At 45.9% G+C, this 13,338-nt stretch carries 13 protein-coding genes; 10 read left to right on the top strand and 3 right to left on the bottom strand.

What is annotated here, in order from left to right; all coding sequences use genetic code 11:
- Positions 1-236 precede the first annotated feature (236 nt).
- From fadI to TW81_RS08770, 3 genes are all read left to right on the top strand, one after another.
- Positions 237-1,544: an acetyl-CoA C-acyltransferase FadI gene (gene fadI, locus TW81_RS08760; protein ID WP_045955334.1), complete on the top strand. Its 1,308-nt coding sequence runs from the start codon at positions 237-239 to the stop codon at positions 1,542-1,544.
- Positions 1,544-3,667 carry a fatty acid oxidation complex subunit alpha FadJ gene (gene fadJ / locus TW81_RS08765; RefSeq protein WP_045955335.1) on the top strand — a complete coding sequence of 708 codons (2,124 nt, stop codon included), beginning with the start codon at positions 1,544-1,546 and terminating at the stop codon, positions 3,665-3,667. Before fadI ends, fadJ begins: the two co-directional genes overlap by 1 nt.
- 96 nt (positions 3,668-3,763) lie before the next feature.
- Entirely contained in the window at positions 3,764-4,312 is a 549-nt protein-coding gene (locus TW81_RS08770; RefSeq protein ID WP_045955336.1) for an NAD(P)H nitroreductase, read from the top strand.
- A gap of 55 nt (positions 4,313-4,367) precedes the next feature.
- Here TW81_RS08770 and TW81_RS08775 read toward each other — a convergent pair whose 3' ends face one another.
- Entirely contained in the window at positions 4,368-5,243 is an 876-nt protein-coding gene (locus tag TW81_RS08775; protein ID WP_045955337.1) for a LysR family transcriptional regulator, read from the bottom strand.
- Between the two features lie 239 nt (positions 5,244-5,482).
- Here TW81_RS08775 and TW81_RS08780 point away from each other — a divergent pair, with 239 nt between their 5' ends.
- From TW81_RS08780 to recR, 7 genes are all read left to right on the top strand, one after another.
- On the top strand, positions 5,483-6,583 hold the full coding sequence (locus TW81_RS08780; RefSeq protein WP_045955338.1) for a response regulator: 1,101 nt from the start codon (positions 5,483-5,485) through the stop codon (positions 6,581-6,583).
- Between the two features lie 160 nt (positions 6,584-6,743).
- Positions 6,744-6,875: a hypothetical protein gene (locus TW81_RS19610; protein WP_045955339.1), complete on the top strand. Its 132-nt coding sequence runs from the start codon at positions 6,744-6,746 to the stop codon at positions 6,873-6,875.
- Between the two features lie 19 nt (positions 6,876-6,894).
- Complete coding sequence (locus TW81_RS08790) at positions 6,895-7,287, top strand: YbaN family protein (RefSeq protein ID WP_045955340.1); 393 nt, start codon at positions 6,895-6,897, stop codon at positions 7,285-7,287.
- Positions 7,288-7,452: 165 nt separating this feature from the next.
- The gene (gene apt, locus TW81_RS08795; protein WP_045955341.1) at positions 7,453-7,998 is read left to right on the top strand and encodes an adenine phosphoribosyltransferase; all 546 of its coding nucleotides are present in this window, start codon (positions 7,453-7,455) and stop codon (positions 7,996-7,998) included.
- Between the two features lie 29 nt (positions 7,999-8,027).
- Positions 8,028-10,157 carry a DNA polymerase III subunit gamma/tau gene (dnaX, locus tag TW81_RS08800; RefSeq protein ID WP_045955342.1) on the top strand — a complete coding sequence of 710 codons (2,130 nt, stop codon included), beginning with the start codon at positions 8,028-8,030 and terminating at the stop codon, positions 10,155-10,157.
- Between the two features lie 72 nt (positions 10,158-10,229).
- Complete coding sequence (locus TW81_RS08805) at positions 10,230-10,559, top strand: YbaB/EbfC family nucleoid-associated protein (protein WP_006959389.1); 330 nt, start codon at positions 10,230-10,232, stop codon at positions 10,557-10,559.
- Between the two features lie 14 nt (positions 10,560-10,573).
- The gene (gene recR, locus TW81_RS08810; RefSeq protein ID WP_045955343.1) at positions 10,574-11,173 is read left to right on the top strand and encodes a recombination mediator RecR; all 600 of its coding nucleotides are present in this window, start codon (positions 10,574-10,576) and stop codon (positions 11,171-11,173) included.
- Positions 11,174-11,219: 46 nt separating this feature from the next.
- Here the strand turns inward: recR and TW81_RS08815 are convergent, their stop codons facing one another.
- Positions 11,220-12,287 (bottom strand): PKD domain-containing protein, encoded by a 1,068-nt coding sequence (locus TW81_RS08815; protein WP_045955344.1) that lies wholly within the window; start codon positions 12,285-12,287, stop codon positions 11,220-11,222.
- Positions 12,288-12,305: 18 nt separating this feature from the next.
- Positions 12,306-13,307, bottom strand: coding sequence for a DUF2860 family protein (locus tag TW81_RS08820; RefSeq protein WP_045955345.1), 1,002 nt, complete (start codon positions 13,305-13,307; stop codon positions 12,306-12,308).
- Between the last annotated feature and the right edge of the window lie 31 nt (positions 13,308-13,338).

Raw genomic sequence — 13,338 nt, forward strand, 5'->3', positions numbered from 1 at the left:
TATATTCCGACCACACAGATCTGTGTGGTTTTTTTTGCCCGCAAGTCATCTCACCTGAATTAACCCCTTTTGATCTTATGAAAAGAGCATATGTTCTATCGTCATTTTTTCTTATCTGGTAAGAGTTACCGCTGTGGAATCTGTTGTAAGTCACGTTTATTCAAACGAGCGTTTGATTGAATTAACATTCTCGTTACAATGATTCTGGTCAGACCTCTATCTATTAAGGAGCAACAATGGGCAAGCAGGAAGTGAAAACTCGCTCAGGTGAACGAGTGGCGATTGTCGCGGGATTGCGCACGCCATTTGCACGTCAAAGTACAGAATTTAGTCAGGTGCCAGCCGTCGATTTGGGTAAATTGGTTGTGAGTGATTTACTTGCTCGAACGGAAATTGATCCGAAACTGATCGAGCAGGTTGTATTTGGTCAGGTAGTGCAAATGCCTGAGGCGCCAAATATCGCACGCGAGATTGTTTTGGGTACAGGAATGGACATTCATACTGACGCCTACAGCGTGACCCGTGCTTGTGCGACTAGCTTCCAGTCTGCAGTGAACGTTGCTGAAAGTATTATGGCGGGAACCATTGATATCGGTATTGCGGGTGGCGCAGACTCTTCTTCAGTGCTACCAATTGGTGTGTCTAAAAAATTAGCGGCTAATCTCCTTGCTCTGAGCAAAACAAAAACACTCGGCCAAAAGCTCAACATTCTAAAAACACTCTCTTTTAAAGACCTTATACCAGTACCGCCTGCCGTTGCAGAATACTCGACAGGGCTCTCTATGGGTCAAACCGCTGAGCAAATGGCAAAATCGCACGGTATTACTCGTCAGGCGCAAGATGAGCTCGCTCACCGTTCGCACAGCTTAGCGGCGAAAGCTTGGAATGAGGGAAAAATCGAAGGAGAGGTGATGACGGCTTTTCCTGAACCTTACAAAAAGTGGATAGCAAAAGATAACAATATTCGTGAAGACTCAACCATAGAAGGTTACGCTAAACTGCGCCCTGCCTTCGACCGTCAGTACGGCAGCGTTACCGCGGCCAACAGTACTCCACTGACCGATGGCGCAGCAGCGATCATCTTGATGCGTGAAGGCAAAGCCAAAGAGCTTGGTTTAGACATCATGGGCTACATTCGCTCTTACGCATTTTCAGCAATTGGTGTCCACAACGATATGCTGATGGGACCTTCTTACGCTACACCTATGGCGCTGGATCGTGCGGGTATTCAGTTGTCTGATTTGACATTGATTGACATGCACGAAGCGTTTGCGGCTCAGACGCTATCCAACGTTAAAATGTTTGCTAGTGATAAATTTGCCCAAGAAAAGCTTGGCCGCTCAAAGGCGATTGGCGAAATTGATATGGATAAGTTTAACGTGCTTGGTGGATCCATTGCTTATGGTCACCCATTCGCAGCGACTGGCGCACGTATGATCACTCAAACCTTGCGAGAACTTCAACGTCGAGGTGGCGGACTTGCATTGAATACGGCATGTGCGGCTGGGGGATTAGGCGCAGCTATGGTACTGGAGGTAGAGTAATGAGCGAAACAACAGCATTTAACTTATCGATTGATGAACAAGACATCGCTTGGCTTGCTATTGATGTACCCGGCGAAAAAATGAATACGCTTCAGGCAGCCTTTGCAGAAGAAATGGAAGCGATATTTGGTCAACTTGCAGAGAAAGGCTCGGCAGTTAAAGGTTTAATTGTTCATTCATTAAAACCAGACAACTTTATTGCGGGTGCCGATGTTCGGATGTTGGACGCCTGTACCAGTGCCCTGGAAGCGCAGGCGTTGGCTGAAAAAGGTCAGCAGATGTTCCAGCAGTTATCTGAGCTACCGTTCCCTGTGGTTGCTGCTATTCATGGCCCGTGCCTAGGTGGTGGCTTGGAACTTGCGCTCGCGTGTGACTATCGCGTATGTACGGATTCTGATAAGACTCGTCTAGGTCTACCTGAAGTGCAGCTTGGCCTGTTGCCGGGCTCTGGAGGGACTCAGCGTCTGCCTAGATTAATCGGGCTGTTGCCTTCGCTGGATCTCATTCTTACAGGTAAACAGCTACGCGCGAAAAAGGCCAAAAAACTGGGTGTTGTCGACGCGGTTGTTTCTGACACGATTCTACTCGATGTCGCGAAAAGCTTTGTTGAGAAAAATTCCGGCAGTAAGAAGACAAAGCGTAAAGTGCCAACTAAAGAAAAGCTGATCTCAAATACTGGGCTGGGACGCAAAGTTATCTTTGAACAAGCAGCAAAGAAAACACAGCAAAAAACTCGGGGTAATTACCCAGCGGCAAACGCTATTTTGGAAGTCATTCGATTTGGTTTAGAGAAAGGCGTTGAGCAAGGCCAGAAGAAAGAAGCACAGCGTTTCGGTGAGTTAGTCATGACTTCTGAGTCAAAAGCGTTACGTTCGATCTTCTTTGCCACCACTGAGATGAAAAAAGAAAATGGCAGTGATGCTGAGCCTCAGAGTATCAAGCGTGCAGCGGTTCTCGGTGGCGGTTTGATGGGAGCGGGTATTAGCCATGTCAGCGTCGCTAAAGCCAAAGTGCCTGTACGAGTGAAAGACGTATCTAATGATGGGGTACTCAACGCGCTGAAATACAACTACAAGCTTTTTGACAAGCAAAGAAAGCGTCGAATTATCTCGAAAGCGCAATTGCAAAATAACATGCTGCAGCTTTCTGGTGGTGTAGACTTTACCAGCTTTAACCACACCGATATTGTTATCGAAGCCGTATTCGAAGATCTCGACTTGAAGCAGAAAATGGTTGCAGATGTCGAACAGAATGCGAAAGATAGCACCATTTTCGCGACAAACACCTCGTCACTACCTATCCATCAAATTGCCGCTAAAGCTCAGCATCCTGAAAATGTCGTAGGTTTACACTACTTCAGTCCGGTTGAGAAGATGCCTTTAGTCGAGGTTATCCCACATGCAGGCACATCGGATGAAACAGTTTCAACCGTGGTTGAGTTTGCGCGTAAGCAGGGTAAAACCCCGATTGTGGTGAAAGATTGCGCGGGCTTTTACGTCAACCGCATACTGGCGCCCTATATGAATGAAGCGGCGCAAGTGTTGATGACAGGCGAACCTATCGAACAGTTGGATAAAGCACTGCTTAACTTTGGTTTCCCAGTCGGTCCAATTACTCTGCTTGATGAAGTTGGTGTTGATATCGGCGCTAAAATTATGCCTATTTTAGTGGCTGAGCTTGGCGATCGTTTTCAAGGGCCAGATGTATTCGATAAACTTCTCAATGACAATCGCAAAGGGCGTAAAAGTGGCAAAGGTTTCTATACCTATAAAGGTAAAAAGAAAGACGTCGATAAATCGGTCTACAAGCTACTTGGGTTAAGTCCAGAAGCTAAGTTGGCAGAAAAAGACATCGCACTACGCTGCGTACTACTAATGCTCAATGAAGCGGTGCGTTGTTTGGATGAAGGTATTATCCGCAGCCCGAGAGATGGTGATATTGGTGCTATTTTTGGTATTGGTTTCCCACCGTTCCTTGGCGGTCCATTCCGTTATATGGATCAGATAGGCGTCAAGAAACTGGTTGAACTTATGAACGATCACGCACAGAAATATGGCGACCGATTTGCGCCATGTGATGGTTTGTTGACTCGTGCCGGTTTAGACAAAGCGTTCTACGAGTAGAGATAATTAAAATACTGAGGCGAACCAAGAGGTTCGCCTTTTTTGTTTTTGAGAGTTATTATCAAGAAGAAAACAATACAGTTTAAAGGAAGTGAAATGGATGCGTTAGATTTGCTGCTCAACCGCCGCTCAATTGCAAAATTATCATCCCCGGCCCCGGAAGGGAAAGTGCTCGAAAATATCATTCAAGCCGGACTAAGAGCGCCAGATCATGCGGGTTTAACACCGTGGCGATTTGTAATCGCGCAGGGAGATGGCTTAAATAAGCTTTCAGAGATTTTAGTCAAAGCAGCGCTTGCCGACAATAGTGAACAATCTGTTATCGATAAAGTGAAAGGTGCTCCGTTTCGTGCACCTATGGTCATCACTGTCATTGCTAAGGTGACGGAGCATGACAAAGTCCCTGCGTTTGAACAGCATTTATCAGCAGGTTGTGCGGTGCAAGCCATGCAGATGGCCGCTGTCGCTCAAGGGTTTCAGGGTTTTTGGCGTTCGGGCCATTGGATGTTTCATCCTGATGTACACCAAGCATTTGGTCTGCAAGGGGATGACCAAATTGTCGGTTTCCTATATCTAGGTACTCCGGGTTGTACACCGATGAAGGTACCACAACGCGATTTAAGCCGCTTTGTAGAGTATTTATAATAGAAATAAAGAAAAGCTTGGCTGGGGTTTGCCAAGCTTTTTCGTTGTCATTGGCTTAATCAAGATTGTACTCAATGACAAAGTCGATAAAGAGTCGAACCTTTTCAGGTAGATGATCTTTGTGATTGTACAGCATGTAGATATCTCGAGGGTTAGCACTCCAATCTTCCAACACCCGCACTAGACTCCCATCTTCAATGTATTCTCTTAGCATCACATCTGGCATAAGGGTTATCCCCAGACCAGAGGAGCAGGCAATTCTCACCACATCGAGTGTGTTGGCTTGGAAGCGACCTTTGTCGTTGTTGATGACAGTTTCACCACTGTGATTCGACAACTGCCATTTCAACAGTGGCGACCCTTTTAGGAGAGAGTGATGATGGAGATCTTCTGCATGCTTAGGGGCGGGGCAGAGCTTAAGATACTCTGGACTCGCGACTAGGATATCTGCCACAGAGCTGATTTTTCGCGCAATCAAACTCGAATCACGTTGTGGTCCCACACGGAAGATGACATCCCATTCTGTGGGATCCAGTTGGTCAGCATTGTTACTGGTGGTGAGCTCAATGTTGATGTCTGGATACTTGGCCATGAATAGATTAAACATCGGCATCATCATGCGTTTGGTGAGATTCGATGGGGCAGTAATGCGGATTTTCCCTGCCGCTCCTCGGCACTCATCTGTCAATTCCTCTGCCGCAGAAGCCAAACGGCTGAGCAGTGGTGAGCACTCGTTGTAAAAACGTTCTCCCGCTTCGGTAAGCGATAATTTACGTGCATGGCGGTTGAGTAAACGTAAATTTAACGAATCTTCAAGGGCCTGAATACGGCGCGTAATCGTTGCTACAGGAATCATAGTTTTGCGCGAAGTTGCGGTATAACTCCCGTTTTCGACAACGAGCCTAAATAGGTTTAGATCATCTAATTTCATTGGTTCAGACACACATATTTACTAATTGAAATAATTTATATGGTTATCAAACGCCAAATTTTGAGTCACATCAACAAGTTTCTCAAAATTTGCTATTCCATACATATAGTATGCAACAAGGTTTCAAAGTGGAAGATTTGTATAAATCTGGGTTCAGGGCTACTTTTTAAGGTAGTGTTTTAAACAAAGACAATAATAACAATAAGCGTAGTGATCCTAGTTGTATGAGGCAAAGGTTTATGCATAAAGCAATTGAAGTTGGAACCAGCGCGGCTGTGCCTGTTGCTGCTGGACAGAAGAAAGTGATGCTAGTCGATGATGACCCTATTTTTCGCCGCATCACCCAAGGTTTTTTAGAATCTCAAGGTTATCAAGTTATTGAGGCAGAAAACGGCCTTGATGGACTGAAAAAACTACGCTCAAACGACCCTGATCTGATTTTGTGTGATCTGTCGATGCCTGTATTGGACGGTATTGAGTTTGTTGAAGAAGTGAGCCTTGAATACCCATCTCTGCCTATGATCGTCGTGTCGGCCACAGACGAAATTTCGGATGTTGCTAAGGCACTACGGTTTGGAATTAAAGACTTCTTAGCAAAACCGATCAGTAATCATGAACACCTAGCGTGCGCTATTGAAAATACTCTTGATGATTCAGATAACCATCTCAGTGACCAACGCGATTTTGCCAGTCAGTGGTTTCGGGTTGATAGTGGCGATATGCCAGAAGAGCAAGAACTTCACTGGCATTTAGAATATCTAGAAGACAATCCTAGTGCGGCCAAAGATCTACTTCATGCATTGTTACCGGAGAAAGATACATCGCAAGGAGATTGGAAATGCAGTTATCGGCTGCTGCAATCGACGGATGTGATGCCACTTGTGTTTGACTATGCATGGCTTATTAATGGGCAGTTTGCCTTCTACCTAGTTGATTCGGCAAGTGAAGGCCAACATGGTGCGGCAACGACGCTGATGGTACGCGCGTTATTTCATGATTATCTGCGTAATCTAAAATGCTTTAATGCCGATTTGAAGGATATCGTTGATTTATTGGAAAAAGGCATTAAGTGCTCCGAATGCAGCACGCCCGTGAAAGCGATCTTTGGTATTGCCGATTTGTCAGAAGGCAAGTTGTCTATCCTACCTGCAGGATTAGATGCGCAGTGGTCGAACGGCTATTTTTCCCAGCATATTGCAGCGGGCGTGATGCTAGGTGAAAACTGCGCAAAAAACTTTATTACTACTGATTTGCCTATTCAATCTGCATGCCAGTTGACCTTGAGTCTATTGGGCTCAAGCAGTTTTAGCTTAGATATCTATCGTGGAGGAAATGCGTAGCTGGGTTCACAGCACATCTTGTTAATAACCCTGTCAATAGTCGGTGTTTGCTGGTTAATGTTTAGGGTATAGTCTGCCGCAAACAAAAATAACCCAAGTCATTAACATTTGGTTAATTTCATGGGGTAAAGTCAATTTTCATTTCGAGAGAAGTAAGCTCATGGCAGACAAAGATTTTAAAGAACCTTATAATATCTACTATTTTCTAGGCTTCATTGCGGTACTACTTATCCCAACGTTGCCTGCATCCCTGACTTGGATTCGTGTGCTAAACGGATACGCGGGATTCTAAATCATACTCGGAGCACGCCATCATCATTCGCAGACTGTTTTTTCATTTTGTTGGTGTGCTCAGCCTAATTTTAGGCATCCTAGGCATTTTTCTTCCCCTCCTACCGACTACGCCTTTTATTCTTCTTGCTAGTGCATGTTTTATGCGCAGTAGTCCTAAGTTTCACCGCTGGCTTCATCAGCACAAAACCTTCGGCCCAATTCTCACGAATTGGCATCAAAATAAAGCCGTCACTGCCACAGTTAAGAAGCGGGGGGTGATATGCATCTTGCTCAGTTTTGCATTTTCTATCTGGGTAGTGCCCCATTTCTGGCTAAAGATTGCGCTAGTTGTGATGCTAGTGGTTTTACTCAGTTGGTTTATTCGTCTACCCGTGATTGAGTACCTTGCCGATAGGCAAGAAAATCACTAAGATTGTGAGGAAGTGTGCCCGCTTTTAGAGTGGGCGTTTGTTTTTTGAGCACAATAAGCCGTGGTTACCGCTTTGTCATTGCCTAAGGTCAGATTGTGCTAAAAAGTAAGCTAACAAAGGCATGTGTTTTAACTCGCATGTGCCAAGCCAATCTAAGAAAAAATTATGACTACTGACACCATTTCACAGATCAAATCAAGCATCAAAAGCATTCCAGATTACCCAAAACCAGGCATTCTATTTCGTGATGTCACAAGCCTGATGGAAGATGCTCAAGCATATCAGGCGACGATCCAGCTTTTGGTTGATAAGTACAAAGATATGGGCTTCACCAAAGTCGTTGGAACAGAAGCTCGCGGTTTTCTTTTCGGTGCCCCATTAGCACTGGAACTTGGCCTAGGTTTCGTACCAGTACGTAAGCCAGGTAAGCTACCACGAGCGACAGTCGCTCAGTCTTATGAACTTGAGTATGGCACTGATACATTAGAGATTCACACGGATGCAATCAGTACAGGTGATAAGGTGTTAGTGGTTGATGATCTGCTTGCCACGGGCGGCACAATCGAAGCGACAACAAAACTTATTCGTCAACTTGGTGGCGAAGTCGAGCATGCAGCATTTGTCATCAACCTTCCTGAAATCGGTGGCGATAAGCGCCTTGAGGGCCTAGGTCTCAACGTTTACAGCATCTGTGAGTTTGAAGGTCACTAATCAGGTAGGTTATTGATGGGTATAGTTTCATGAGTTATCTTGCCTTAGCGCGAAAATGGCGACCAACTAAATTCAATGAAGTTGTTGGTCAAGCCCACGTATTAACAGCACTTGAAAACGCTTTAGCACAAAATCGCCTCCACCACGCCTATCTGTTTAGTGGCACGCGTGGGGTGGGTAAAACCACCATTGGTCGCTTGTTTGCGAAAGGGTTGAACTGTGAAACAGGTATTACCGCGACGCCGTGTGGCGTATGTGATACCTGTAAAGAGATCGATGAAGGTCGCTTTGTTGATTTGCTAGAGATCGATGCGGCGTCGCGGACTAAGGTGGAAGATACTCGTGAACTGCTTGATAACGTGCAGTACAAACCTGCACGAGGTCGATTTAAAGTTTACCTAATCGATGAAGTTCACATGCTCTCGCGTCATAGTTTCAACGCTTTGTTGAAAACACTAGAAGAGCCGCCTGAGTATGTGAAGTTCTTGCTAGCCACCACCGATCCACAAAAGCTGCCCGTTACGATTTTATCGCGTTGTCTTCAGTTCCACTTGAAGCCGATCAGTGTGGATAATATTCATGAGCAGCTTGATCATATTCTTCAGCAAGAAAATGTTACTGTGGAATCTCGAGCTTTAGGCATGATTGCTCACGCGGCAGATGGCAGTATGCGTGATGCGTTAAGTCTTACCGATCAAGCTATCGCGTTGGGTAATGGTCAAGTGCAGAGCGACAGTGTTGCCCACATGCTTGGAACATTAGACACTGATCAAGCGTTGCACTTGCTTGAAGCGATAAGTTCTAAGCAACCGCAAGTGGCAATGGAGTCGATTAGCACGTTGGCGCAAAATGGCGTTGAGTGGGATGGTCTACTTCAGCAGTTGGCGACGCAATTGCACCGCCTAGCTATGTATCAAGCACTGCCAGCAACTTTAGACTCAAGCCAACCTGATGCCGAGAAAGTTGAACTGCTCGCGCGAGCACTGAGCCCGCAAGATGTTCAGCTTTACTACCAGATTGCCTTAAAAGGTCGACAAGATTTACCTTTAGCGCCCTCAGAAAGAGTGGGGCTAGAGATGGTCGTGTTGCGCATGATGGCCTTTAGACCAGCCTCGCAGCCACAAGCGAACATCATTAGCACCCAGACTGAAGCTCAGCCTCAAGCAGTTGCCGCGCCAACCAATACTGTTCCTGTGGTGAACCCAGCGATGCGCAGTCAGCAAAGTGCACCACAAGTTCAGCAGACTCATGCTCAACAAGTGAAACAGGCCCAACAAGCGCCTTCAACGCCGGATTATGGTTATGAGCCGCCACATTATGATGAGCCTGCGGAGCAGTACATTCCGCCTAGCGAGCAATATGCTCCCCCACAGCCGGATATGTCTCCACCTGCCGCATCCCAGGGAGCGTCAACTCCTCAAGCAAGTCACAATGAGCGAACTTCTGCGCCTTTAAGTGGTCTACGTCATCAGTTGCGTTCGCAAAGAAAGGGATTAAATCCGACGCCAGGAAATACGCCAAAAAAGGCTAATGCGGCATCTGTAAAACCAGAATCTGTTCTTGATCGTGTTGCAAAAAAACACTCAGGTTCAGCTCAGGTGTCGCCCTCTTTATCGGCCAATATAGCGGCGGAATCTGAATTAGATAAGAATGAACCTTATCAATGGAAACCAACTTTGCCCCAAGTAGCGAAAGAGTCGATCGAGCTGACTCCCACACTACTTAAAAAAGCGCTTGAGCATGAAAAAACACCGGAAATGGTGCAGAAGTTGGTCGATGAAAGTTTAGAGCAAAGTGAGTGGGCCAAGCTCATCAGCCAACTTACTACGGCAAAACTGACCGAACAGTTGGCGCTGAATTCCCACTATGAGAAGAGCGGAGCTTCAATTTCGCTTACCTTACGTTCGGCGCAGGCACACTTAAATACAGACAGAGCTCAAAGCGAGCTATTGGATGAACTTAACCGCGTGCTGGGGGAAGAGTGTCATCTTAGCGTCGAGATTGGTGAGCAAGGTGAAACACCATTGGAATTGCGCGATAAGCTTTATCAAGGTCGATTGAAGCAAGCGTTCACAAGTTTAGAACAAGATGCGAATGTTCAATTTATAGAGAAGCGTTTTGCCGCTGAACTCGATAAAGAGAGCGTGAGGCCAATCTAATTTTCGGGGTTGAATTTTATTAACTTAGCCCCATCTAATAACGAAACAAGCTAACTAACCAGAGAGATAAACATGTTTGGTAAAGGCGGTATGGGCAACTTAATGAAGCAAGCCCAGCAAATGCAAGAGCGTATGCAAAAGCTTCAAGAAGAAATCGCAAATATGGAAGTCACCGGTGAGTCTGGTGCTGGCCTAGTGAAAGTGACCATTACTGGTAGCCATAGCGTGCGTCGTGTTGAAATCGACGAAAGCTTGATGGAAGATGACAAAGAGATGCTTGAAGATCTCATTGCCGCTGCATTCAATGACGCAGCTCGCCGTGTTGAAGAGACACAAAAAGAGAAAATGGCAGGTGTGACTGGCGGTATGCAATTACCTCCGGGCATGAAGATGCCGTTCTAATTGAGTAAGAACTAATGCGCACCAGTCATATGCTGGAGCAATTGATGGAGGCCTTACGTTGTCTACCTGGGGTGGGTCCCAAGTCGGCACAGCGTATGGCCTTTCATTTGTTACAGCGGGATCGAAAAGGCGGCTTACAGCTTGCCGATGCACTCAGCCAAGCGATGACGGAAATTGGTCATTGTAATGAATGCCGAACGTTTACCGAAGAAGAAACATGTCATATCTGCATGAATCCGAAACGCCAAGAAAATGGTCAGATTTGTGTGGTTGAAAGCCCGGCGGATATTGCTGCGGTTGAGGCAACAGGTCAGTTCTCTGGTCGATACTTTGTCTTGATGGGGCACTTATCACCACTAGACGGTATTGGCCCGAGCGATATTGGTTTAGATATTTTAGACTTTCGTTTGCGTCGTGGTGATGTCAGTGAGGTCATACTGGCGACCAATCCAACGGTGGAGGGGGAAGCAACCGCTCATTATATTGCTGAGCTTTGCCGTGAACACCAAGTGCAAGCGAGTCGAATCGCGCATGGTGTCCCTGTTGGTGGAGAGCTAGAGCTTGTCGATGGAACGACCTTGTCACACTCCTTGCTGGGTAGACAAAAACTTTAGCTCAATCAAATTAACAAAAGCGATGCCCGAAAGCATCGCTTTTTTGTTAGTGTAAAACCAACTTAGTGGTTAATGGCAAACTGGTTAAAAACTCGAACCTTTCGCCACCCAAGCTAACAAAGTCGATAAACCTAGCGAACTGCTGTGCCGATAGGCTACTTTCTGCGCCTACTACCTCAAATCGGGTTTCACTCACGTCTTTGTTGGCTTGTATTTGGATGCAGTCAACCTCTTGTTCAGATTCCGCAAGACACAAATTGAAGTGTCGGGTTGTTAGCCTTGTTATTAGCGTCAGCAAAAGTTGATCATTGAATACCCCGCTGGTACGAAAGTCGAGTTTGATTTGTTGGGTTGATGATAAGCTTGAGAGTGCCTTGGTTAGCCCAACGAGTAACTCTTGACTTGAAATGTTGCCGAGCGAATCAAAGCGTACTGTGCCGATACCGTTGTCTTGAGACCAAGTTACGTGTTCAACCGTTGAATCTCTGCCACTAAGGTTACTGTCAATGGTGCGCAACTCAAGTTGGCCAGTATTGAGATCACTAATCATCTTGGTGACCAGCTTATGCCATTGTGTATCCGATGTTATTTGCTCTACTTCAATTAGGTAAGGCTGATACAGTGCTTGCCATTGATCTTCAATCTCAGGGTAGCGGACTTGGTCTTCAGCAACGGTATTCCACATCAAGTTGTAGTCATCGCTATAACTGCGACTGCTTCTAGCTGATGCGACTTTCGCGCTTTGCGTTAAAACGATTTTGACTCTGTCTGTGTTGGTCCTATCTCCGCTATCTTTGACATATAATTCGAATGTGTACGTTCCTGTAGTTTCGGGATTGAGTAACGTCGCGGTTAGGCTATCTGAGTTTAGAATAGTTAAATTTTCAGGCCCTGAAGTCTGCGTCCACTTGGTATCTTTAATACTGTACACATGTTTAGGGTATGTTTTCGCAGAGCCACTTAACGTGATCTTGCTTATCGGCAGCGTATAGACTTTGTCACTGCCAGCATCTACTGTTGGTTTGGTATATTTTTCTGCGTCACCAATATCGTCATCACAACCAGAGAGAACAATCAGTGCACCGAGAACAAGATATTTGACAAACATAGACATGGTGATCCCTCGCAATGATTAGAAGTGGTAGCTCACGCCAGTAGAAAGGAAGAGGTTTTCGCTACTGTAAAACTCGATATCAGATTCTGTTATTTGATAACCCCCCATTAGGTTTAGGTCGGTGTTAGGCAGGTTAAGTAGGTTGTGGTAGCTGTAAACAGAGAACAGCCCAAAACTTTGATAATCTTGTTTACGGTTGAACTGAGGGTTGTCTTGAGCAAACTCGGCAATACTGTTGCGAAATGTTGTGGTAAACGTGTGTCTTGGCAGGTTTATGACGACAGCAACTTGACCACTGATCTCATCAAAAGAGTGTGAATGGCCTTTGGCATCTCTCCGCGTGTAATACATCGAAGGAGCAATCGTCAACGCTTTGCCAATTGGAAAAGCGATTTCTGTACCAAATCTATGATAATCGCTGTCACGAGCAAGTTGCGCTTGCTCTGCCGCTGACAGAAGCACAGACCGGCCAATATCGTCTTGGTCGACTTCGCTTTGCGCATAAGCGTATTTTAACGACACAGATACAGGGCTAAGTAAGTCCCAAGAAAAGCGAACCCCTGATACGGTTTGATCTGTGACGGTTCGAGCCGTACCGGTTAAATAAGGGTCGCGCCACACTTCATCTTGACCGGGTACACTGCCAAATAAAGCGCCAGTTAATGCGCTATTCCTGGTTAATTTTTGTGTTACCCCCAACTCTGCTTGAAAGTTGGCTTCAGTGATTTGGTCTTCACTGTTACCTAAGAAAATGACGGTGTTACCTAAACTGTACTGCAATCGACCAAGCAGGATAGGAGATACTTGGCTAACCTGCTGACCCTTATTATTTAAGTCGTGCGTAATGGCGTTATCGTCATGAGTATTGTGTTGAGATTGGGTTTGGCTGTAGCCCGCATTGAGGCTAATTGCACCACTAAAGCCCGGCGTGAAAGGATCGCGTTGGGCTAACGCATTGAAAGAACTAACCGAGATAACTGAAGCGCCAACGAGCGCGGTAAAGCTTGAACTGACGTGCATGTGAAATCCTTTTTGGAGTGACTTGTTTTAG

Origin of the sequence: Vibrio galatheae (assembly GCF_000967545.1) — a bacterium.
GTDB lineage: Bacteria > Pseudomonadota > Gammaproteobacteria > Enterobacterales > Vibrionaceae > Vibrio > Vibrio galatheae.

Coding starts and splice junctions, on each gene's coding strand:
- TW81_RS08820 (WP_045955345.1), bottom strand. CDS start 13,307: ATGCACGTCAGTTCAAGCTTTACCGCGCTCGTTGGCGCTTCAGTTATC.
- TW81_RS19610 (WP_045955339.1), top strand. CDS start 6,744: ATGGCAGACAAAGATTTTAAAGAACCTTATAATATCTACTATTTTCTA.
- TW81_RS08780 (WP_045955338.1), top strand. CDS start 5,483: ATGCATAAAGCAATTGAAGTTGGAACCAGCGCGGCTGTGCCTGTTGCT.
- TW81_RS08815 (WP_045955344.1), bottom strand. CDS start 12,287: ATGTCTATGTTTGTCAAATATCTTGTTCTCGGTGCACTGATTGTTCTC.
- fadJ (WP_045955335.1), top strand. CDS start 1,544: ATGAGCGAAACAACAGCATTTAACTTATCGATTGATGAACAAGACATC.
- TW81_RS08770 (WP_045955336.1), top strand. CDS start 3,764: ATGGATGCGTTAGATTTGCTGCTCAACCGCCGCTCAATTGCAAAATTA.
- fadI (WP_045955334.1), top strand. CDS start 237: ATGGGCAAGCAGGAAGTGAAAACTCGCTCAGGTGAACGAGTGGCGATT.
- dnaX (WP_045955342.1), top strand. CDS start 8,028: ATGAGTTATCTTGCCTTAGCGCGAAAATGGCGACCAACTAAATTCAAT.
- TW81_RS08775 (WP_045955337.1), bottom strand. CDS start 5,243: ATGAAATTAGATGATCTAAACCTATTTAGGCTCGTTGTCGAAAACGGG.
- apt (WP_045955341.1), top strand. CDS start 7,453: ATGACTACTGACACCATTTCACAGATCAAATCAAGCATCAAAAGCATT.
- recR (WP_045955343.1), top strand. CDS start 10,574: ATGCGCACCAGTCATATGCTGGAGCAATTGATGGAGGCCTTACGTTGT.
- TW81_RS08805 (WP_006959389.1), top strand. CDS start 10,230: ATGTTTGGTAAAGGCGGTATGGGCAACTTAATGAAGCAAGCCCAGCAA.